At 41.9% G+C, this 20,310-nt stretch carries 18 protein-coding genes and 1 pseudogene; 2 read left to right on the top strand and 17 right to left on the bottom strand.

Annotated elements, in window-relative coordinates; all coding sequences use genetic code 11:
* Positions 1 to 34 precede the first annotated feature (34 nt).
* The gene (locus B3R79_RS05455; RefSeq protein ID WP_293695416.1) at positions 35 to 1,294 is read right to left on the bottom strand and encodes a UDP-N-acetylglucosamine 1-carboxyvinyltransferase; all 1,260 of its coding nucleotides are present in this window, start codon (positions 1,292 to 1,294) and stop codon (positions 35 to 37) included.
* A gap of 146 nt (positions 1,295 to 1,440) precedes the next feature.
* Positions 1,441 to 2,631 carry a methionine adenosyltransferase gene (metK, locus tag B3R79_RS05450; protein WP_293695413.1) on the bottom strand — a complete coding sequence of 397 codons (1,191 nt, stop codon included), beginning with the start codon at positions 2,629 to 2,631 and terminating at the stop codon, positions 1,441 to 1,443.
* Between the two features lie 306 nt (positions 2,632 to 2,937).
* Here metK and birA point away from each other — a divergent pair, with 306 nt between their 5' ends.
* A complete protein-coding gene (gene birA / locus B3R79_RS05445) occupies positions 2,938 to 3,873 on the top strand; it encodes a bifunctional biotin--[acetyl-CoA-carboxylase] ligase/biotin operon repressor BirA (protein WP_168260969.1) in 936 nt (311 codons plus the stop codon).
* A 1-nt stretch (position 3,874) separates the two neighbouring features.
* Here the strand turns inward: birA and B3R79_RS05440 are convergent, their stop codons facing one another.
* From B3R79_RS05440 to udk, 9 genes are all read right to left on the bottom strand, one after another.
* The gene (locus tag B3R79_RS05440; RefSeq protein WP_154454381.1) at positions 3,875 to 4,045 is read right to left on the bottom strand and encodes a DUF3272 family protein; all 171 of its coding nucleotides are present in this window, start codon (positions 4,043 to 4,045) and stop codon (positions 3,875 to 3,877) included.
* Between the two features lie 60 nt (positions 4,046 to 4,105).
* Positions 4,106 to 5,776 carry a DNA polymerase III subunit gamma/tau gene (gene dnaX, locus B3R79_RS05435; protein ID WP_168260970.1) on the bottom strand — a complete coding sequence of 557 codons (1,671 nt, stop codon included), beginning with the start codon at positions 5,774 to 5,776 and terminating at the stop codon, positions 4,106 to 4,108.
* The gene (locus tag B3R79_RS05430) at positions 5,776 to 6,273 is read right to left on the bottom strand and encodes a GAF domain-containing protein (RefSeq protein ID WP_168260971.1); all 498 of its coding nucleotides are present in this window, start codon (positions 6,271 to 6,273) and stop codon (positions 5,776 to 5,778) included. Before B3R79_RS05430 ends, dnaX begins: the two co-directional genes overlap by 1 nt.
* Before the next feature lie 84 nt (positions 6,274 to 6,357).
* Positions 6,358 to 6,948: a 3-isopropylmalate dehydratase small subunit gene (gene leuD / locus B3R79_RS05425; RefSeq protein ID WP_293695407.1), complete on the bottom strand. Its 591-nt coding sequence runs from the start codon at positions 6,946 to 6,948 to the stop codon at positions 6,358 to 6,360.
* Positions 6,949 to 6,960: 12 nt separating this feature from the next.
* Positions 6,961 to 8,349, bottom strand: a complete 1,389-nt coding sequence (leuC, locus tag B3R79_RS05420; RefSeq protein WP_293695404.1) for a 3-isopropylmalate dehydratase large subunit — start codon at positions 8,347 to 8,349, stop codon at positions 6,961 to 6,963.
* 43 nt (positions 8,350 to 8,392) lie between these two features.
* Positions 8,393 to 8,671, bottom strand: a complete 279-nt coding sequence (locus B3R79_RS05415) for a DUF1294 domain-containing protein (RefSeq protein WP_204984730.1) — start codon at positions 8,669 to 8,671, stop codon at positions 8,393 to 8,395.
* The gene (leuB, locus tag B3R79_RS05410) at positions 8,668 to 9,705 is read right to left on the bottom strand and encodes a 3-isopropylmalate dehydrogenase (protein ID WP_293695401.1); all 1,038 of its coding nucleotides are present in this window, start codon (positions 9,703 to 9,705) and stop codon (positions 8,668 to 8,670) included. The genes B3R79_RS05415 and leuB overlap by 4 nt, the downstream gene beginning before the upstream one ends.
* A 44-nt stretch (positions 9,706 to 9,749) precedes the next feature.
* On the bottom strand, positions 9,750 to 11,312 hold the full coding sequence (locus B3R79_RS05405) for a 2-isopropylmalate synthase (protein ID WP_293695399.1): 1,563 nt from the start codon (positions 11,310 to 11,312) through the stop codon (positions 9,750 to 9,752).
* 321 nt (positions 11,313 to 11,633) lie between these two features.
* Complete coding sequence (gene udk, locus B3R79_RS05400; RefSeq protein ID WP_154454390.1) at positions 11,634 to 12,254, bottom strand: uridine kinase; 621 nt, start codon at positions 12,252 to 12,254, stop codon at positions 11,634 to 11,636.
* Positions 12,255 to 12,406: 152 nt separating this feature from the next.
* Here udk and B3R79_RS05395 point away from each other — a divergent pair, with 152 nt between their 5' ends.
* Positions 12,407 to 13,489, top strand: coding sequence for a DEAD/DEAH box helicase (locus B3R79_RS05395; protein ID WP_168260977.1), 1,083 nt, complete (start codon positions 12,407 to 12,409; stop codon positions 13,487 to 13,489).
* A gap of 50 nt (positions 13,490 to 13,539) precedes the next feature.
* Here the strand turns inward: B3R79_RS05395 and B3R79_RS05390 are convergent.
* From B3R79_RS05390 to B3R79_RS05365, 6 genes and pseudogenes are all read right to left on the bottom strand, one after another.
* Positions 13,540 to 15,185 (bottom strand): annotated as a pseudogene (locus B3R79_RS05390) (phosphoenolpyruvate carboxykinase (ATP)).
* A gap of 171 nt (positions 15,186 to 15,356) precedes the next feature.
* Positions 15,357 to 16,787 carry an NADP-dependent glyceraldehyde-3-phosphate dehydrogenase gene (locus tag B3R79_RS05385; RefSeq protein ID WP_264879535.1) on the bottom strand — a complete coding sequence of 477 codons (1,431 nt, stop codon included), beginning with the start codon at positions 16,785 to 16,787 and terminating at the stop codon, positions 15,357 to 15,359.
* A gap of 216 nt (positions 16,788 to 17,003) precedes the next feature.
* The gene (gene ptsP, locus B3R79_RS05380) at positions 17,004 to 18,731 is read right to left on the bottom strand and encodes a phosphoenolpyruvate--protein phosphotransferase (RefSeq protein WP_168260979.1); all 1,728 of its coding nucleotides are present in this window, start codon (positions 18,729 to 18,731) and stop codon (positions 17,004 to 17,006) included.
* Positions 18,732 to 18,733: 2 nt separating this feature from the next.
* Positions 18,734 to 18,997: a phosphocarrier protein HPr gene (locus B3R79_RS05375; protein ID WP_003064009.1), complete on the bottom strand. Its 264-nt coding sequence runs from the start codon at positions 18,995 to 18,997 to the stop codon at positions 18,734 to 18,736.
* Between the two features lie 219 nt (positions 18,998 to 19,216).
* Positions 19,217 to 20,014 carry a putative ABC transporter permease gene (locus B3R79_RS05370; RefSeq protein WP_154454394.1) on the bottom strand — a complete coding sequence of 266 codons (798 nt, stop codon included), beginning with the start codon at positions 20,012 to 20,014 and terminating at the stop codon, positions 19,217 to 19,219.
* 108 nt (positions 20,015 to 20,122) lie between these two features.
* On the bottom strand, positions 20,123 to 20,310 hold a 188-nt coding region (locus tag B3R79_RS05365), incomplete at its 5' end, for an isocitrate/isopropylmalate family dehydrogenase (RefSeq protein ID WP_293695393.1).

Genomic DNA, 20,310 nt, shown 5'->3' with positions numbered 1-20,310 from the left:
CAACTTTTTGGGGTCAGTACATCGTAGCCCCTTTTTACTCTTCAATCAATGCAATATCAGCACCCAAAGAAGTGAGTTTTTCAATGATACTTGAATAACCACGCAAAATAAATTCGACATTGGTAATTTCTGTACGGCCTTCTGCCATCAAACCTGCAATCACAAGAGCTGCTCCCGCACGCAAGTCAGATGCTTTCACCACCGTTCCTGTTAATTTGTTTGGACCTTGGTAAACAATGCGACCACCAACCGTTGAAATATCTGCACTCATTCGAGCCAACTCCGCCACATGATTGATGCGTTTTTCATAAATCGTATCTAAAATCATGCCACGCCCTTCTGTTTTCAAGAGCAAAGGTGTGATGGGTTGTTGCAAATCCGTCGCAAAGCCTGGATAAGGAGAGGTTTTCACCGCTACCGCTTTCAAGGTGGATTGCTTTTCAACAAAAATCGCATCTTCTTCAATCGTCATGCGAACGCCCATTTCTTCAAGCTTGGCAATATAACTCTCCAAATGCTCATAAAGCACGTTGGTGATGCGGATACCTTCCCCAATTGCTGCCGCTAGAGCAATATAAGTCCCTGCTTCGATACGGTCAGGAATGACTTGGTGGCGTGTCCCGTGCAGGTAGTCAACCCCTTCAATCGTGATGATATCTGTACCAGCCCCGCGGATATGAGCTCCCATATTATTCAACAAGGTCGCCACATCAATGATTTCTGGCTCACGCGCCGCATTTTCAATCGTTGTACGTCCCTTTGCCTTAGTCGCCGCCAACATGGTATTGATGGTTGCCCCAACGCTCACCGTATCCATGTAAATGTGTGCCCCGTGAATCGGCTCACCTTCTGTTGATAGACGCATGGCTTCACCTTCATAGGAAATAGAGGCTCCCATAGCTTCAAAAGCTTTCAAATGAAGGTCAATGGGACGTGGACCTAGGTCACAACCACCAGGCAAGCCCACTGTTGCCTCACCAAAACGACTCAACAAACTCCCATAAAAGTAGTAAGACGCTCTAAGGCTATTGATTTTGCCATAAGGCATTGGTTGATTTTTAACGCCACGAGGGTCAATTTCAAGCGTATCGCCTTCTCGCTTTACCTTTGCCCCCATGATTTCCATAATCTCAATTAGGCTATCAACATCGGAAATGTCAGGAACACCGTCCAATGTGACAACGTCATCTGAAAGAATAGTAGCAGGAATCAAAGCGACTACACTATTCTTTGCACCTGAAATAGCAACTGCACCCTTTAAAGGTTTGCCACCATTAATTACAATTTTACGCATATATTCAAAACTTTCTGCTAGAATTCAACTTTATCATTCTATCACATATTATGCTGATTGACAAATCAATTGCTGCCATAAAAAGAGAAAAATATAACCTATGTTATAAAAAAATCGCTGTATACATGATACAACGATTGTTTTATTTAGTCGATGGCTGCTTTTAGGGCATCCACTTTATCTAATTTTTCCCACGGTAAATCAATATCTGTGCGTCCCATGTGGCCATAAGCGGCAGTTTGACGGTAAATCGGACGTTTCAAATTAAGCATTTGGATGATACCTGCTGGGCGTAGGTCAAAGACCTGACGAACGGCTGCTTCGATTTTGTTTTCAGCAACGGTACCTGTTCCGAAAGTGTCCACACGAACAGAAACTGGCTGAGCCACACCGATAGCGTAAGCCAATTGCACCTCTGCTTTGCTAGCCAAACCAGCAGCAACGATATTTTTGGCAATATAGCGCGCGGCATAAGAAGCTGAGCGGTCAACTTTAGTGGCATCTTTACCTGAGAAGGCACCGCCACCGTGACGCGCATAACCACCGTAAGTATCCACGATGATCTTACGACCAGTTAGACCTGAATCTCCTTGCGGTCCACCGATAACAAAACGCCCTGTCGGATTAATCAAGAATGTCGTATCATCGTCTAGGTATTTTTCAGGAATAACAGCCTTAATCACCTTGTTTACAACATCTTGGTAAATTTGCTCGTTGCTAACCTCAGGAGCGTGTTGGGTTGAAATCACGACCGTATCCACACGAACAGGCTTGTCGTTTTCATCGTATTCAACCGTTACTTGAGATTTAGCGTCTGGACGCAAGTAAGTCAACTCACCTGATTTACGCAAATCCGCCAATTTTTTCACCAATTTATGAGAAAGCGAAATTGGCAATGGCATCAATTCAGGTGTTTCATCAATGGCAAATCCAAACATCAAACCTTGGTCACCTGCTCCAATCAAATCCAATGGGTCTTGATTGGCATGACCACGGACTTCAAGGGCCTCATTAACCCCTTGAGCAATGTCTGGCGATTGCTCAACCAAAGACGGATGCACCCCAACTGATTCTGCAGCAAAGCCATATTCCGCATTCGTATAACCAATTTCGGCAATCGTATTACGAACAATACGATTGATATCAACATAAGCTGATGTAGAAATTTCTCCAAAAACATGGACTGAACCTGTATAAACAGCTGTTTCTGCGGCAACGTGTGCGTCAGGATCTTGCTCCAGCACAGCATCTAAAATAGCATCTGAAATTTGGTCTGCAATCTTATCTGGATGCCCTTCAGAAACAGATTCAGACGTGAAAAGTTTACGTTCTGACATAAAAAATGTCCCCCCTTAAAAATTTTAAAAATTGCTTGATATAACACCATAAAAAGCAGTTGTTAAAAAATACCATGGCATTACTCATTTTTAGAAATACCATAGGATTTACCGTTGTTTGCTAGCAAATAACGAGAGTTACAAAGTACCAATCTCCCTTTGAAAATAGGCAAGATTGTCTTATCGGGACTCATTAACCTGTTTATTGTACCATTTTTTAGCCCAAAAACCTATAGCCAGCTGAAAAAAGTACATTCTCTTAGTTGGGACTAGCCAGCCAAGGCTCAAATGTATTATACTAAAAGCATGAAAACTTACGAAAAATTGTATCATTACCTCAGCACCCATCCTGATTATGTGAGTGGGGAAGCTTTGGCACAGCATTTGGGGATTTCTCGGAGTGCCATTTGGAAAGCTGTGAAAACTTTGGAAAAAAAGGGAGTTCAGATTGATTCGGTCAAAAAAAAGGGCTACCGCCTTATTGCGAGCGACCTGCTTTTGCCTGAAGAAATTGCCAAAAATCTGCATACCCCTGTGACCTTAAATGAAGATAGCGATTCAACCCAGTTAGATGCCAAAAATCATTTAGAAACAGCCAAAACACCTCACCTTTATCTGGCTCCTTATCAAAAAATGGCAAAAGGGCGATTTGGCAGACCATTTTACACCTCTTCGCAAGGGGGGATTTATATGTCGCTGCACCTTAAACCTAACGTTCCTTTTGAAGACATGAAACCCTACACGCTTATGGTTGCTTCAAGCGTGGTCAAAGCCATTTCTCGATTGACGGGCATTGACACAGACATTAAATGGGTCAACGACATCTATCTTGATGGCAAAAAAATAGCTGGTATTTTGACAGAAGCTATTTCTTCTGTCGAAACAGGGCTTATCACAGATGTCATCATCGGAGTCGGCATCAATTTTTACCTGCAAGATTTTCCTGAGGATTTGGCAAACAAAGCAACTTCTCTCTTTCATCAACCACCAAGCATCACGCGCAATCAGCTCATCACAGAAATTTGGAAGCTTTTTTTCACCATTCCCGAAAAAGATTTGATTAAAGTGTATAAAGAAAAATCACTTGTTTTGAACAAACAAGTGACGTTTATGGAAAATGACCAATTATTCTCAGGAGTCGCTACAGATGTGACCAATCAAGGGCATCTGCTGGTAACACTTGATAATGGACAGGAAAAACTCCTGCGTAGCGGTGAAATCAGCCTCTCCTCTTGGCAATAAATCAGAGGTTATTAACCACCTTATCGATAAGATAAACATGCCGAAGGTCACGATAGAGCAAAAAGCCCCAAAAGAAGGCAAATAAGTAATCCCCTTCAAACACACAATCATTTAAATAAAAAGTTTCCAAAGCACACATCAGTGCAATAAATATAAAACGACCCTTTGTCATAGGATTTACTCAGTTCCCTTCATCATATAGTAAAAGAGTTTCTTAATTGAAAACTCTTTTTTAATCGTCAACGGTTTGGATTTTTTCAGCGAGAAAATCAAACCCTTCTGGAATAAAACTGGTGTCTTGTTTTTCTTCTGGCACCTGACCTTGTTTTTGTTTCTTGAGCTTTTGAGCAAATTCTTGTCGAATGCTATCAAAATCTTTGCGTGGCACCGCTAAAATATTCGGTGAAAAGCCAGCAGCCTTGCTCAAGATATTGCCAAACATATCGTTTAAATTTGATCGTTTCATGACCTGCTCGGCATTAAAAGCAGCCTCAAAAGCCAAGATGGCATTTTCTTGATTGGCTAAAACAGGTTCTGACCCATTCAGCAAGGCTCGGTCTTGCGAGGAGATGCTGTCTAAAATCTCGTTCCAAGCCCCTTTGAGTGCATCTAGATAGGCCCTTGACGTGCGGCTATCTGCCACCGTTTCTTCCATGATTTTCAAAATCTTGCCCCGGTCCACTTTAAAGGTAAAGCCTTTGGCCGTGTTTTTCCGAGTTTCTTTCGGCGCTGGTGACGTCGATACCTTGGCTAATTGCTGTTTTAGGTCCTTGATTTCAGCCTTCAAAGCCTCAAACTCTTCAGAGATATTTTCTGGCAAGTCTTGGCTTACAGCGGTTTTATGCCATTCTGACAATTGAATGGTGAGCATTTCAGCATAGATTTTAGGCTGCAAGCTCGTTTTAATCTCAGGCAGGCGCTTGGTCACAAGGTCAATCATGTGAAACAAATCATCTTGTGAAACTTCCAAATTAGCTTGGAAAGTCGAGCTGTTATGCGTGTTTTCCCCACCAGATTGCACCACTAAAAGGTCCCGAAAATAATTGAGCAACTCTGTCGCAAAGCGGTTCATGCTCTTTCCATTATTAAAAATGGTTTCCAAATTAGCTAGGGCTTGGGTGGTCTGATTGGCTAAAACGTTAGCCACAAAGTCATCTAGGGCAACCATTGAAATGCTGCCTGTGATTTCTTCGGCAATGGCTAGCGACACCTGATTATCAGTGGTTAAACTGAGAGCTTGGTCCAAGATAGACAAGGCATCCCGCATCCCACCTTCTGCACAACGTGCAATCAAGGTCAAAGCGTCTGGGTCATACCCAATGCCTTCTTTCTCCAAAATCTCTACCAAATGTTCGCGAATATCCGCCAACTTAATAGCCTTAAATTCAAACCGTTGGACACGCGACAAAATAGTTGCTGGAATCTTATGCAACTCCGTTGTTGCCAAGATAAAAACAACATTTTCAGTAGGTTCTTCCAAGGTCTTTAGCAAGGCATTAAAAGCGCCTGTTGACAACATATGCACTTCGTCGATGATATAAACCTTGTAAGTTGCTCGGCTAGGAGCGTAGGTCGATTTGTCACGGATTTCACGAATTTCATCAACACCGTTATTGGAAGCCGCATCAATTTCAATCACGTCCTCAAGACTGCCATTGGTAATATCTCGGCAAATGTCACAATGGTTACAAGGTTCACCGTCAACTTGATTTGGACAGTTCATCGCTTTGGCAAAAATTTTAGCCGCACTTGTTTTACCTGTTCCACGAGGTCCTGAAAAGAGGTAGGCATGGCTAATTTTTCCCGAAGCGACCGCTTGTTTTAAGGTCGTCGAAATAACCGTTTGCCCCACCATCTCATCGAAAGTCTGGCTACGGTATTTTCGATAAAGCGCTTGATACATTATTTTTCAACTCCAAACATATCCAAATTCCAATACGATTTTTCGACAAGCAGCGCCACAAATTGTTCCAAATACTCTTGGTCAATAGCGTCATAATCATTGGTTAAACGTGAGTCTAAATCCAAAACACCCACCAATTGACCATCTTTGACCATTGGCACAACGATTTCACTCATTGCAGCTGAATCGCAAGCAATGTAATTGGCGTGTTTGGTAACATCAGCCACAATCATCGTTTCTTGTTTGGCTGCAGATTCGCCACAAACCCCTTTTCCAAGGGCAATGTGAACGCAAGAAACCCCACCTTGGAAAGGCCCAAGGAGCAATTCTTGACCGTCAAACAAGTAAAAACCTGTAAAAACAGAGTTTGGCAAGGTCATATTCAGCAAGGCACTGGCGTTTGATAAATTTGACAAAAGGTTTTTCTCGTTAGCAAAAAGCGCTTGTGCTTGCGCCAACATCATCTGATAGTTTTCAATTTTCTGTGTCTTATTCATAAACTTTATTATACCAAAAAATGGACAGACCGTCACATTTCTAAAATGCATAAAAAGAAAAGAAGGTTGATTTCCCTCTTGCGTTTATTGCCAGTAAGTCGGACGTTTAGCCTCATAATCGGCAATGAGTTGCTCATATTGAAGCGTAATGCCGATGTCATCAAGTCCAAGAACCAATTTGCGTTTCCATTCTTCGTCAATGTCAAAAGGAAAAGTTCCTGCAGAGCATTGAATCACTTGGTTGGGCAAATCAATTGTTATCTCTTCTCCTGCTGGCAATGTCGTCAGTGTTTCTCGAACCTCTAGAGGCTGAACAATAGGTAGCATCCCGTTTTTCAATTCGTTATTATAGTGAATATCTGAAAAAGAGCCTGCGATAACACAACGAAAACCATAATCTTCCAAGGCCCAAGCCGCGTGCTCACGCGATGACCCAGAGCCAAAATTATCCCCTGTAATCAAAATGGTCGCCCCACGGTATTCAGGCTTGTTGAACACAAAATCAGGATTTTCATCGTAGTTGTCATTGAGATAACGCCACTCAAAAAGCAAATTTTTCCCAAAGCCTTTTTTATCGACCGCTTTCAAAAATTGCTTGGGAATCAGCTGGTCGGTATCAATATTATCGTTCATCAAAGGAACGGATTTTCCTGTGTAAACGGTAAATGTTTCCATGTTTTTTCTCCTTTACTGAACTTCTGCGAGCTGGCGAACATCAACAAATTGGCCTGCAATAGCTGCCGCTGCCGCCATGGCTGGACTGCACAGGTGCGTTCTAGCCCCAAAACCTTGTCGCCCTTCAAAATTACGATTGCTGGTTGATGCACAATGCACCCCTTCTGGAACGTGGTCTGGATTCATGCCGAGACACATCGAACACCCTGGTTCTCGCCACTCAAAGCCAGCTTCTTTAAAAATAACATCAAGCCCCAAGCGCTCTGCCTCTTGTTTGACAGGACGTGACCCAGGAACAACGATAGCGGTCAAATTGGGTGCGATGTGTTTGCCTTTGACAATTTTAGCGGCTAATTTAAGGTCTGACAGGCGGGCATTGGTACAAGACCCAATAAACACATAACCTAAATCAATATCTTCTGCCTTATCGCCAGGCTGCATTCCCATGTAACGATAAGCGCGCTCGTCATTGATGTCTTTAATGGCTGGGAAAGGTTGCCCAAAGGCAACGCCCATTTCTGGATTGGTGCCCCAAGTCACCATCGGTGCTAGTTCTGACACATCAATGGTAATCACCTTGTCATAAGTCGCGTCAGGGTCTGAAACCAAGTTTTTCCAATCTGCGACAGCTTCTTCAAATGCTTCCCCTTTTGGTGCGGCTTCTCGTCCTTTGACATAATCAAAGGTTTTTTGGTCAGGATTTATCAAGCCCATCTTAGCCCCAAACTCAATCGACATATTGGCAATGGTCATGCGTTCGTCCATCGATAAGGCATCAATGGCTTCCCCGCAATATTCAACCGCATAACCCACACCAGCATCAACACCGTATTGAGCAATCAAAGCTAGAATAAAGTCTTTTGAATACACCCCTCTTTGCGGTTTTCCGACAAATTCCACCTTCATTTTTTTAGGTTTTACTTGCCAAATACATTGCGTGGCAAATACGTGCTCTACTTCTGAAGTCCCAATACCAAAGGCAATCGCTCCAAAAGCACCGTGTGTCGCCGTGTGACTATCCCCACAAACGATGAATTTTCCTGGCTGACTGCGACCTATTTCAGGTCCAACCATGTGAACAATTCCCTGACGTTCGCTGCCGTGCGTCGCCGCATCAATACCAAATTCCGCAACGTTTTCAGCCAAGGTATCAATTTGATTTTTAGAAATCAAATCACGAATGTTAAAAATATCCACCGTTGGCACATTGTGGTCTGTTGTTCCAAAGGTTAAATCTGGACGGCGCACCTTGCGACCTGTATCCCTCAGCCCTTGAAAAGCCTGCGGACTAGTCACCTCATGAATATAATGCTGGTCAACATACATGAGTTGCGGCTCGCCCTCTTTTCCTGTCACCACATGACGCTCCCAAAGTTTATCAAAAATCGATTTTCCGCTCATTTCAACCTCCACTTTCCTTTATTACATTCCCTTTAAATATCCCTTATCGCCATAGCCAGACAAGCCAGTACAAAAAGGCTATATCTCCTAACAAACCCAAGTACCAAACTAGTCTGAAATACCTGTTTCGTGTCTTGTGGCGAAAGACTTTTCCACCTAGAAAGGCGCCTATTCCTCCCAAGAAAAGACTTTCCAAAAGCAAGGTTTTCTCTGAAATCCGCCAAGAACCACGCCTTGCCCTCCTCTTATCCAAACCATAGCTGGCAAAAACGAGGCTATTCCACAACACAAACAGGAGAAAAACAACGGCTTTAGTGCTCATAGATTGGCAATAATCGCGGCGGTCATATCATCCGTTGAAGCCGTTCCACCCAAATCTCGTGTCAAAATCCCTTGATTGAAAGTCTTATCTACCGCATTTTCAATCAATTCTGCTCCAGCCACTTCGCCAAAACTCTCACGCAACATCATGGCAACAGACAAAATCATGCTAACAGGATTGGCAATGCCCTGCCCTGCAATATCTGGCGCTGAGCCGTGAATGGGTTCGTAAAGGCTTGGCCCTTTGTCCGAATGGCTGGCTGATGGCATCACGCCCAAAGTTCCAGGCAAAACGCTGGATTCGTCAGACAAAATATCCCCAAAAAGATTTTCTGTCACCACCACATCAAAACGCGACGGATTGGTAATCATAATCATGGCTGCGCTGTCCACCAATTGATGTTCCAAGGTAACGTCTGGAAATTCTGTGGCTACTTCTTCAGCAATCTGGCGCCACAATTTAGACGTTGCCAAAACATTTTGCTTGTCAATGCTGGTCACTTTCTTGCCACGAAATTGTGCCAATTCAAAAGCCTTGTGGATAATACGGCGAATTTCATGAGCAGAATAATCGTTAATATCACGGGCAGAATCGTCATTCAGCTGGTGTTCACCAAAATAAATGCCCCCTGTCAATTCACGCACCACTACAAAATCAACACCGTCAATGCGCTCTGGTTTTAAAGGCGACAAGTGTTTCAAAGCATCAAAAATCCGAACAGGACGGATATTGGCAAACAGTTGCAATTCCTTACGAATGACCAATAAACCTTGTTCTGGACGAACAGGAGCCTTGTCATACTTAGGACCGCCGATAGCAGCCAGTAAAATAGCATCCGCTGACTTGGCAGCTGCCAAGGTTTCTTCAGGAAGTGGATGTCCAACAGCGTCAATTCCTGTACCGCCAAATGGCTTGGCATCAATCTCATAAGCAAAATCAATTCTTGCAGCAACGGCTTTAAGAACTTCCAGACCTGCTGCCATAATTTCTGGACCGATACCATCACCAGCAAGTGTCACAATTTTTTTTGTCATAGCTAAACTCCCTCAGTCAAGATTACCCTTTTTGTTATGGCTGATTAGTTTGTTGGCAAATCACGAAATGAAATGATTTGACCAATTTCACCCATATTTTCTTTTTGAACAAGCGTGTTAGCATTAATGTAAGCCAGCGCCCCAGCTTTCAACACATCAAAATCAATTCCTGACGCATTGAAAATAGTGCCTGTATCTGTATTTTCAATGGAAACTGACACACGCGCCTGAGAATCAATGCCATCAGTCACAGCGTCCATGGTGTAGCTAAGCAGACGCACATTTTGGTGGAAGAATTTATCCACAGCATTGTAAATAGCTTCAACAGAACCTTTACCGTCAGCAACAACCTCTACTTCATCAGCGTCAGCATTGGCCATCACAACCGCCGCTGTCACCGTATCGTCCGTATTTGACGTTAATTTCAAATCGCCAAAATGGAAGCCTTCAGGATTTTCAATTTCCGTACCTGCCACCAAGGCTCTGATATCGTCATCGGTAATCTCATTTTTCTTGTCTGCCAATTGTTTAAATTTCGCAAAAAGTGGAACGATTTCAGATTCTTCAAAGGTCAATTCCAGCTCCTTTAATTTTTCAATGAAGGCATGACGACCTGATAATTTTCCAAGTGGAAGCGAATTGTGCTTGACGCCGACCAATTCAGGGGTGATGATTTCATAGGTTAATGGGTTTTTAAGCACACCGTCTTGATGAATACCTGATTCATGAGAGAAGGCATTGCCACCCACCACAGCTTTATTTTTAGGAATCGGAATACCTGAAAAACGCGAAATCAATTCTGACGTATTAACCGTTTCATTTAACACAATATCAGACGTGGCTTGATAATAATCTTCGCGAATGTTGAGAGCAACAGCCACTTCTTCCAGAGCTACATTACCAGCTCGTTCTCCAATGCCATTGACCGTACCTTCCACACGCCCAGCACCGTTTTTAATAGCTGCAAGGGTATTTGCCGTTGCCATGCCAAGGTCATCATGACAATGCGGGCTAAAGATAATCTCACGGTCTGAGGCCGTATTTTCAATCAAATATTTGAAAATATAGCCGTATTCTTCGGGTGTGGTGAAACCAACTGTGTCAGGAATATTGATATAAGTTGCTCCAGCATCAACCGCTGTTTGAACCACTTGCAGCAAGTAATCCAGTTCTGTTCGTGTCGCATCTTCTGGCGAAAACTCCACCACCTCAAATTTGCTACGAGCATAGGTCACGTGTTCCTTGATAATTTCAAGAATTTCCTCTTTAGATTTTTTCAGTTTGTATTCGCGGTGAATAGGACTGGTCGCAATGAAAACGTGGCATTGTGGGTATTTCGCATCTTTTAAGGCTTCATAGCAAGCATCAATATCTGATTTTACCGAACGTGCCAAACCAGACACAGCTGTTTTTGTCATGACTTGGGCAATTTGACGAACCGCTTCAAATGAATCAGGACTTGCAGATGGAAAACCTGCTTCGATAGACGCAATCCCCCAGCGTTCCAATTGCTTGGCAATCGCCACTTTTTCCTTAATGGAAAAATTAACACCTGGGGTTTGTTCCCCATCACGAAGAGTTGTATCAAGAAATTCAATAGAACGCATAAAAACCTCTTTCTAAAAACGTGCACAATCACGAATAAACTAACTAAAAAAACATCTCACTATCCAGCGAGATGTTTTTTCCCGCTTGGTAAGCCAAACAGGACTAATGCTTTCCTGCTGCATTAGCCCCCCTGTCGCAATAGCAAAACTGTCATTTCTGCGAATACCATCGTTTGACTTCCTTTCAATGTTTTTCTTTTTTAACATCATACCCCTTTCTAAAATAAAAGTCAACAGAATAATCAAAATAAAATAAATTTTCTGACTTTTTACTGCAAAAAAAGACAAACACAACAGGTGCTTGTCTTAACTATTAATATATTACTCCAAAATGGTTGAAATTTTCGTGTTAATCAAATCGATAGCCACAATGTTAGATGCCCCTTCTGGGATAATCAAGTCCGCATAACGTTTTGTTGGCTCGATAAATTGGTGATACATGGGTTTCACCACAGAAGTGTATTGGTCGATGACGCTATCAAGGCTGCGACCTCTTTCTTCCATATCACGTTTAATACGACGAATAATGCGAATATCGTCATCAGTATCCACAAAAATTTTAATATCCATCAACTCACGCAAGCGTTTATCTTCAAGCACCAAGATACCTTCCACAATAAAGACATCTTGGGGTTCTTGGCGGTAAGTTTTTTCACTACGTGTATGCAAGGTGTAATCGTAAATCGGAATATCCACAGGACGACCAGCAATGAGTTCATTGATGTGTTCAATCATCAAATCTGTGTCAAATGCTAGTGGGTGGTCATAATTGGTTGTCACACGTTCTTCAAAAGTCAAATGGCTTTGATCTTTGTAATACGAATCGTGCTGAATCATTGAAATCTTTTGGTCTGTGAAATTAGCCAAAATCGCTTTTGAAACACTGGTTTTTCCGCCACCAGATCCACCAGTTACACCGATAATAATAGGTTTTTTACGCATTTACTACTCCAAAACAAATATATTCTTATCTATTCTACACTATTTTTGTTATTTTTCAACTATTGAAAACTCTTACTTGGCCTTGAAATCCAAAAAGATACCCTTTTCTATGGTATAATGGGATAAAGATTACACATTAGAAAAGGCATGCTATGATTTCACAATTTCCAAATGTCTGGCAAGACCAACTTGCCAAGGCACAAATAACTGAACTAACCGCTATTCAACAACAGGTTTTTGAGCCCATTTCACAAGGGGACAATGTGCTTGGAATTAGCCCAACTGGTACAGGAAAAACCCTGGCTTATCTCTTGCCAGCCTTGTTAAAACTCAAACCAAAAAAAGCACAACAACTCTTGATTTTAGCCCCAAATACTGAATTAGCTGGGCAATTGTTTGATGTGACCAAAACATGGGCTGAGCCGCTAAATCTAACCGCACAACTCTTTATTTCAGGTTCTAGCCAAAAACGCCAAATTGAACGCCTGAAAAAAGGGCCTGAAATCCTCATCGGAACGCCGGGCCGTATTTTTGAATTGGTTAAACTCAAAAAAATCAAAATGATGTCTGTGGATACGATTGTTTTGGATGAATTTGACGAGTTGCTTAGCGATTCTCAGTACCATTTTGTAAACAGCATCGTGCATCGAGTACCACGTGACCACCAGATGATTTACATGAGTGCGACTAATCAAGTCGATGTGGATGCCTTAGTGGAAAACACCATTTCCATTGATTTGTCAGAGCAGAAACTCGACCAGATTGCTCACTACTACATCACTGTTGATAAACGCGACCGCCTAGATTTATTGCGTAAATTCTCCAATACTCCTGATTTTCGTGGTTTGGTCTTTTTCAACAACTTATCTGACCTAGGAGCTGCTGAGGAACGTTTGCAATTCAACCACGCTTCGGCGGTATCACTGGCTTCTGATGTCAATGTCAAATTCCGCAAGATCATCCTTGAAAAATTCAAAAACCATGAGATTTCACTGCTGTTGGCAACAGATTTAGTAGCACGAGGCATTGATATTGACAACTTAGAATGTGTCCTGAATTTTGACTTGGCTCGTGATAAGGAAACCTATACCCACCGTGCTGGACGAACAGGGCGTATGGGCAAGGCAGGTGTGGTTATCACGTTCATTACTCATCCTGAGGAACTCAAAAAACTGAAAAAATACGCATCTGTATCAGAAGTTTACCTCAAAAATCAAGAACTTCATCTCAAATAAACACAATACCGCCCCAAACCTTGGAGGCGGTATTTTTAAAACGTTTCTTATCATTTCAACTGATTAATCACTTTTTCCAAGCAAGAAATGGCTTCAACAGGTAGAGCAAATTTAGGATAATTTTGATTGAAAGAGAGCAAGAAATTCAATCGAATTTGCATCCATGAACGAATGATTTGCTTGTACTGATTATCAAATGGATGAATAGGAAAATTCTCTAATTCTAAATATTCAAAATTTTCAATCTGGCCAAAAAGTTTAAAAACCGCTCTGCTATCCACAATCTCTTCAATGGAGGCAATAGATGTTTCCTTAGAAATATCTTCAGACAGGTAAGAACCTGTATTGATAATATAACAATCCACGCCACCTGAAAATAGCGAACGGAATTTTTGGTAATCTTCTACCAGCGGATAGACCCTGAAAGGATTGGCGAAAGGCTCAATCACCAGTGTTTGCTTGCCACTTTCGATATTCTCAGCACTTGAGCGCTTCGTCATCAAGGTGCAGCCCATCGTTGCTGCCATAATGGGGTCATTGATTTTCATGAGAGGCGGTAGCGAGTCGTCTTTCATAATCCAAAAAATAGCGTTAATAGGCTCTTTGACAACATCCACACGATTTGGTGTCGCAAAGCGTGACTTGACTGTTCGCCCATTGCCCATTGCGGATATCTTCGGTCATCAATTTTTTCCGACCATTATGGTCCAAGGTCACCCCACAATTTTGCACCGTTACAAAGAAATCTTGCTCGGGATGTCCCGTTGGGTAATCATTGGTTTTATCAAAATAAGACGGTTCTAAGGCGATAGATGAGCCATCTTTTTCAGAAATGATTAAAAGCATCGCCGTGCAAAACCTTGATGTCGTATTTTCCATTATGCTTAGCGTGGGTGAAAGTCGATTTACCAGAACCAGACAAGCCAAAAAAGGATGCGACGTAATGCTGCTCGATATCTTTTCGTTGGAACATTTTCAAGCCACCATGGCAAGAAACGTATCCATTTCGTGCAGCCGTTCCCCAAGCCAAGGTCAAAGTGGCTTTTTTCAATTCTCCAAAGTAGTTCAATCCCAAAATCGCCACACAATTGTGATTGGTATCAAAATAAGCCAAACCATCTGGATAGTCAGGATGCGACCATTTAGGGTCAAAAAAGACAAAAATATCATCTTCGTCATACCGTTTGGAAACCTTCAAACGGTTTTTAAATTCCTCATCCAAAATTTGAAAATTCAGCAACCAAGAGTAGAGATTATTGATTTCTTCTTCCGGCACCATCAAGTGGGCACGCACCATGAAATCCTACTCTAGGCCTACGATAGCATCTGCCTTGTAAAAGGTGCGGCTATGTGCTTGATACACCGCACTTCTCACAATGGATAAAAGCCGTTCATCTTCTTCGGCATCCCTCCCATAAATACGGCGCGTCTTAGCTGTTCGACCAACAATTGCCCCAGAATTTGTCAATAAAACCCGAGCATATGAGGGTAACCCCAACTCCTTGGTATGAATGACAGGCATATCTAAAATCATTGTTCCAGCAGCATTGGACGCCAACTGGTAAGCCTCCTCTAGAGTCTTGATAGGGTGCACTTGGTTTTCATAAAAAGCCGTTTCGACAATAGTTTTTAACGCAGAAAAATAAGGACTTGCTTTACGCATCTCCGATAGTGAAAATTGATTACGTGTGACCATTTTCCACCTCCTATTGTATGGTAACCCTATTCTACCACAAATGTATGCGTTTTCACAATAAAAAGTGCAATATTCTGTAAAAACGAAAAAAAGGATCACCTTTTCCATAAAATGATGATTCTTTTCACAAACAAAAAAGGGCGGAACACAAGCGTTCCAACCCTCATTCTTTTATTTTGCAATATCGAAAACAGTTGATTTAACTTTTGTCATGGCTTCGATAGAGTATTTCACACCTTGTGTTCCAGCACCAGATTTCTTAGCTCCAAGGAATGGGAAGTTATCGGTACCACGTTGTGTCTTGTTGTTAATGTGAACAGTACCAACTTCTAATTGTTCTGCAATCTTGAAGGCAAGTGGGAAGTTGTTTGTGAAGACTGCTGCTTGAAGACCGTATTCTGATTGGTTTGACAAATCAATAGCTTCTTCAAGTGATTTCACACGGATAACTGGAAGAACTGGACCAAATGGTTCTTCCCAAGCCAAGCGCATTTCAGGAGTGATGTTATCAAACAAGACTGGGCTGATAAGGTTACCATCACGTTTGAAGGCAATCACTTCTTTAGCACCTTTTTCTTGAGCGTCTTTAACAAGACCTTCTACAAAGTCAGCTGCTTTTGTATCAATCAATGGTGTGATGTCTGCATCTTCTTCAGGCATACCAACTGTTAATTTTTCAACCAAAGCAGATACTTTTGCGACCAATTCATCAGCAACGCTATCCATAACGAGGACACGTTTAACCGCTGTACAACGTTGACCTGAATAACCGTAAGCACCAGCAACGATGTTTTTAGCAGCCAAATCAAGGTCAGCATCTTCAAGAACGATAGCTGAGTCTTTTCCGCCAAGTTCAAGCATAATTGGGCGCATACCAGCTAATTTACCGATGTGTTCACCAACAGGAGTTGAACCAGTGAAGTTGATGTAGTTAACAGCTTCGTGTTCTACAATGTAGTCGCCGATAACAGAACCACGTCCTGTAATTGTGTTGAAGACACCAGCTGGAAGACCTGCTTCAGCAAAGGCTTCAGCCAAAAGCAAACCTGAAATAGAACCTTGCGTTGGTGGTTTAAGGGCAACAACGTTTCCTGAAATAAGGGCTGGTGCAATCTTAGAGCCAGCAAGGTTGATTGGGTAGTTAAATGGTGAGATAGCAAGCACTAGACCAACTGGTTCGCGACGAACAACAGCGATTTTTTGTTTGCTTGCAGCTTCAAAGCTACCACCTTCAAGCACTTCACCTTCAAGGCGAACACCTTCTTCAGCAGCATAGTGAATGATTTCGGCTGTACGAATAACTTCGCTAACAGCTGATTTGTAGCCTTTAGCAATTTCTTTTGATAATACCGCACCAATTTTTTCAGCATCACGCTCTAAAATATCAGCAGCTTTGTGAAGGTAAGCCGCACGTTCAACGTATGAAAGCGCACGCCATGCTTTTTGAGCAGCTTTAGCAGAAGCATAAACATAATCTACTTCTTCTTGGCTCATAGCTGGCACAGAACCTAGTTCTTCACCTGTTGCTGGAGCATAAATAGTGATTTCTTCTTGAGAAAGTTTCCATTCTCCATTAACGTAATTTTTGTATTGTTTGGTCACGTTCTTTCCCCTTTTAATATGATAGTTTTATTTTATCACTTTTTTGGTTTTTTTCAATTATTCAACACTACTAAATTCAGAAAATTAGCATAATCACATCTTATAAAATAGCGCCACCATTTAAAGCATAAAGAAAGAGAGAACGATTAGCGCCCTCTCTAACAACTGACTTTTAATCACTCAAAACAGTCTTTAAAAGTCTAATAATGCTGCTAATTAGTCAACGTATTCCTTGCTAAGTTCAAGAACTTCTTCCATAGTTGAACATTCTGTAAGAGCACGGTTTGCATACTCTTGCATTTTAGCAGTGTCAAGTGTCTTCATAAGGCTACGCGTACGAAGAACTGAAGTTGCTGACATAGAGAATTCGTCAAGACCCATTCCGACAAGAAGTGGAACAGCTTGTTGATCTCCGGCCATTTCACCACACATACCTGCCCATTTACCTTCAGCGTGAGCTGCTTTGATAACGTTGTTAATCAAGCGAAGGATTGATGGGTTATATGGTTGGTAAAGGTATGAAACTTGTTCGTTCATACGGTCAGCAGCCATTGTGTATTGAATAAGGTCATTTGTACCAATTGAGAAGAAGTCAACTTCTTTAGCAAATTGGTCAGCTAGCATAGCTGCAGCTGGGATTTCAATCATGATACCTACTTCAATATCATCTGCAACGGCAATACCTTCAGCTTTAAGTTTAGCTTTTTCTTCTTCGAAGATAGCTTTCGCTGCGCGGAACTCTTTAAGAAGAGCAACCATTGGGAACATGATACGAAGATGTCCGTGAACAGACGCACGAAGAAGCGCACGCAATTGTGTACGGAACATATCTTGACCTGTTTCTGAAATTGAGATACGAAGAGCACGGAATCCTAGGAATGGATTCATTTCTTTTGGAAGGTCAAAGTATGGAAGTTCTTTGTCCCCACCGATATCCATGGTACGAACCACAACTGGTTTACCGTTCATGCCTTCAAGAACAGCTTTGTAAGCTTCGTATTGTTCATCTTCAGTTGGGAAATCTTGTGAATCCATGTACAAGAACTCAGTACGGTAAAGACCGACTGCTTCTGCACCGTTAGCGTTAACGCCTTCAACATCTTTAGGAGTACCGATGTTTGCTGCTAATTCAAAGTGTTTGCCATCAGCAGTAACTGTTTTGGCATCTTTAAGAATAGCCCATTCAGCTTTTTGCTTAGCATATGCTTCACCAGCAGCTTTAAATTCAGCAATTTCCTCTTCTGTTGGATTGATAATAACATCACCAGTAATGCCATTAACGGCTACAGTATCACCATCTTTAACACGGCTTGTGATATCGTTTGTTCCAAGAACAGCAGCGATTTCCAAAGTACGTGCCATGATAGCTGAGTGACTTGTACGTCCACCAATGTTAGTGACAAACGCTTTTACAAATTTTTTGTTTAATTGAGCGGTGTCAGATGGTGTCAAATCGTTAGCAATAACAATTGATTCTTCGTCAATTGTAGCAGGGTTTGGAAGTTTAACACCGATAAGGTGAGCCAATACACGTTTTGCAACGTCGCGGATATCAGCCGCACGTTCTTGCATATATGGGTTGTCTTCCATACCTTCAAAGATAGTAATGAACATATCAGTTACTTCTTTAAGACCTGCTTCAGCGTTAATTTGTTTGGCACGGATTGTTTCTTTAATTTGACCAATCATTTCTGGGTCCGAAAGAACCATCAAGTGTGCGTCAAACACAGCTGCTGCTTCTTCACCAAGTGTTTCTACTGCTTTCTCGCGAATAACAGAAAGCTCGTCTTTAGATGCTTGCAATGCAGCATCTAAACGAGCTTCCTCTGCACTTGTATCTTCAACTGTAACAGTTTCAAATGACAAATCCGGTTGAACGAGTAAATACGCTTTAGCAACAGCAACACCATCTGATGCTGCAATCCCTTTAAGCTTCTCTGTCATTTTTAAGCCAATCCTTCTTTAGTCATTGTTTCTTCGATAGCAGCAAGTGCGTCGTCAGCGTCAGCACCTTCAGCTGAGATAGTAACGTCAGCACCTTGACCAACACCCAAGCTCATAACACCCATGATAGATTTAAGGTTTACAGCTTTACCTTTGTAGTCTAAAGTGATATCTGAAGCGAATTTGCTAGCTGTTTGAACAAGCAAAGTAGCTGGACGTGCATGAATACCTGTTTCTGCAACAATGTGAAAATCTTTTGAAGCCATAATTGGTTCTCCTTTTATTATGTTTTTTTTGAATTATCAACAATTGATAACCCTTACAGAAATTGATTATAGCACAATATAATTTTATTTTCAAGCACTTACCATTCATTGGATCGGTGTAAATTTAAGGTGGTAAAAATCACTTTTCCTTCATTAAATGCAGCAAAAAAGAAACACTTTTATGATAAAAGTCTGGAATTTTCATTCCAGACTTCGTTCTCATTTCTTGTTTTTTTGATTTTGTTTGGCGTCTTCTTGTTTGCGACGGATATCATTTAAAAATGGCGCTGTCGTCAAACGGAATTGACGGTAGTTTCTCAAGAGGCGGCGTTGGTTGAAACGGAAAGGTTCGATACCTCTTGCTTTCAAGCGTTCATTGATGTGCAGGCGTAAATCTTCTAAGCGCTTGCTAAAGACTTCGGTTTGCTGAGCCAAGTCGCCAAATTCTTTTTTAACGGACTCGTGCAAGCGTTCTTGTTCTGCATGCGCATATTTTTCAAAAGAGCTGGCTGCTTGTTGGAATTTCACTGTATCTGTCACTGTCCAAATGAAATCCGCTGTCATGATAATTACAATAGCTAAGGCAACCCAATCGCTCGTATGGGCAATCAGCCACATCACGCTTGGCTGGATGAATTTAACTAAAATCACAATCCCAAAGCCCCAAAACAGTGAGATGGCTGGGGCGATACGTCCTTGGATATTTCCAAATTCATTGCTGTAATCCCACAACTTCATGTGAAAGAGAGTTTCTAGTAACCATGCTGCCACGTATTCGAACACGGTCGCTACCAGCATCCCACTCAAAAACAGCCATAGCAAATGACTCTGAAAAGGTTTTGTCGCCACCAGAACGGTTGTCACCGCAAAGCCATATACAGGGCAGTAAGGTCCAGCCAAGAAACCACGATAAGCAAATTTTCTATCTTTGATGGAACAATAAATGGTTTCCCAGAGCCAGCCTACAAACGAATAAATAAAAAATAAAAAAATAATGTCTGTCAATGAATATTCCATAAAAACCTACCTTTTCTATCAAGATTATAAGCTTTTTTGGGGTAAAAATCAATATCATGTCGGCGGCAGCAAAAAGCCTAGGACCAAAACATATCCTAGGTTATCTTTTTACAAATAGTCGATGACTTTGGCGGCAAAGTCGCTGGTTGAATAGGCAGTCTTACCGTGTGCTAAATCAGCAGTGACATAGCCTTGAGCCAAGGTCTTTTCAATAGCCGTCGTGATGCGACGAGCCACTTCTGTCCAGCCGATGTAATCAAATAACATACAACCTGACAAGAGCAGCGAGCAGGGAT

The sequence above is a fragment of the Streptococcus sp. UBA3373 genome, from assembly GCF_002360305.1.
Lineage (GTDB): Bacteria > Bacillota > Bacilli > Lactobacillales > Streptococcaceae > Streptococcus > Streptococcus alactolyticus.
This window is presented reverse-complemented; position numbering and strand designations above follow the sequence as displayed.

What these genes read in the sequence shown, in the direction of transcription:
- B3R79_RS05455 (WP_293695416.1), bottom strand. Translation starts at nt 1,294, where the DNA reads ATGCGTAAAATTGTAATTAATGGTGGCAAACCTTTAAAGGGTGCAGTT.
- metK (WP_293695413.1), bottom strand. Translation starts at nt 2,631, where the DNA reads ATGTCAGAACGTAAACTTTTCACGTCTGAATCTGTTTCTGAAGGGCAT.
- birA (WP_168260969.1), top strand. Translation starts at nt 2,938, where the DNA reads ATGAAAACTTACGAAAAATTGTATCATTACCTCAGCACCCATCCTGAT.
- B3R79_RS05440 (WP_154454381.1), bottom strand. Translation starts at nt 4,045, where the DNA reads ATGACAAAGGGTCGTTTTATATTTATTGCACTGATGTGTGCTTTGGAA.
- dnaX (WP_168260970.1), bottom strand. Translation starts at nt 5,776, where the DNA reads ATGTATCAAGCGCTTTATCGAAAATACCGTAGCCAGACTTTCGATGAG.
- B3R79_RS05430 (WP_168260971.1), bottom strand. Translation starts at nt 6,273, where the DNA reads ATGAATAAGACACAGAAAATTGAAAACTATCAGATGATGTTGGCGCAA.
- leuD (WP_293695407.1), bottom strand. Translation starts at nt 6,948, where the DNA reads ATGGAAACATTTACCGTTTACACAGGAAAATCCGTTCCTTTGATGAAC.
- leuC (WP_293695404.1), bottom strand. Translation starts at nt 8,349, where the DNA reads ATGAGCGGAAAATCGATTTTTGATAAACTTTGGGAGCGTCATGTGGTG.
- B3R79_RS05415 (WP_204984730.1), bottom strand. Translation starts at nt 8,671, where the DNA reads ATGAGCACTAAAGCCGTTGTTTTTCTCCTGTTTGTGTTGTGGAATAGC.
- leuB (WP_293695401.1), bottom strand. Translation starts at nt 9,705, where the DNA reads ATGACAAAAAAAATTGTGACACTTGCTGGTGATGGTATCGGTCCAGAA.
- B3R79_RS05405 (WP_293695399.1), bottom strand. Translation starts at nt 11,312, where the DNA reads ATGCGTTCTATTGAATTTCTTGATACAACTCTTCGTGATGGGGAACAA.
- udk (WP_154454390.1), bottom strand. Translation starts at nt 12,254, where the DNA reads ATGCGTAAAAAACCTATTATTATCGGTGTAACTGGTGGATCTGGTGGC.
- B3R79_RS05395 (WP_168260977.1), top strand. Translation starts at nt 12,407, where the DNA reads ATGATTTCACAATTTCCAAATGTCTGGCAAGACCAACTTGCCAAGGCA.
- ptsP (WP_168260979.1), bottom strand. Translation starts at nt 18,731, where the DNA reads ATGACAGAGAAGCTTAAAGGGATTGCAGCATCAGATGGTGTTGCTGTT.
- B3R79_RS05375 (WP_003064009.1), bottom strand. Translation starts at nt 18,997, where the DNA reads ATGGCTTCAAAAGATTTTCACATTGTTGCAGAAACAGGTATTCATGCA.
- B3R79_RS05370 (WP_154454394.1), bottom strand. Translation starts at nt 20,014, where the DNA reads ATGGAATATTCATTGACAGACATTATTTTTTTATTTTTTATTTATTCG.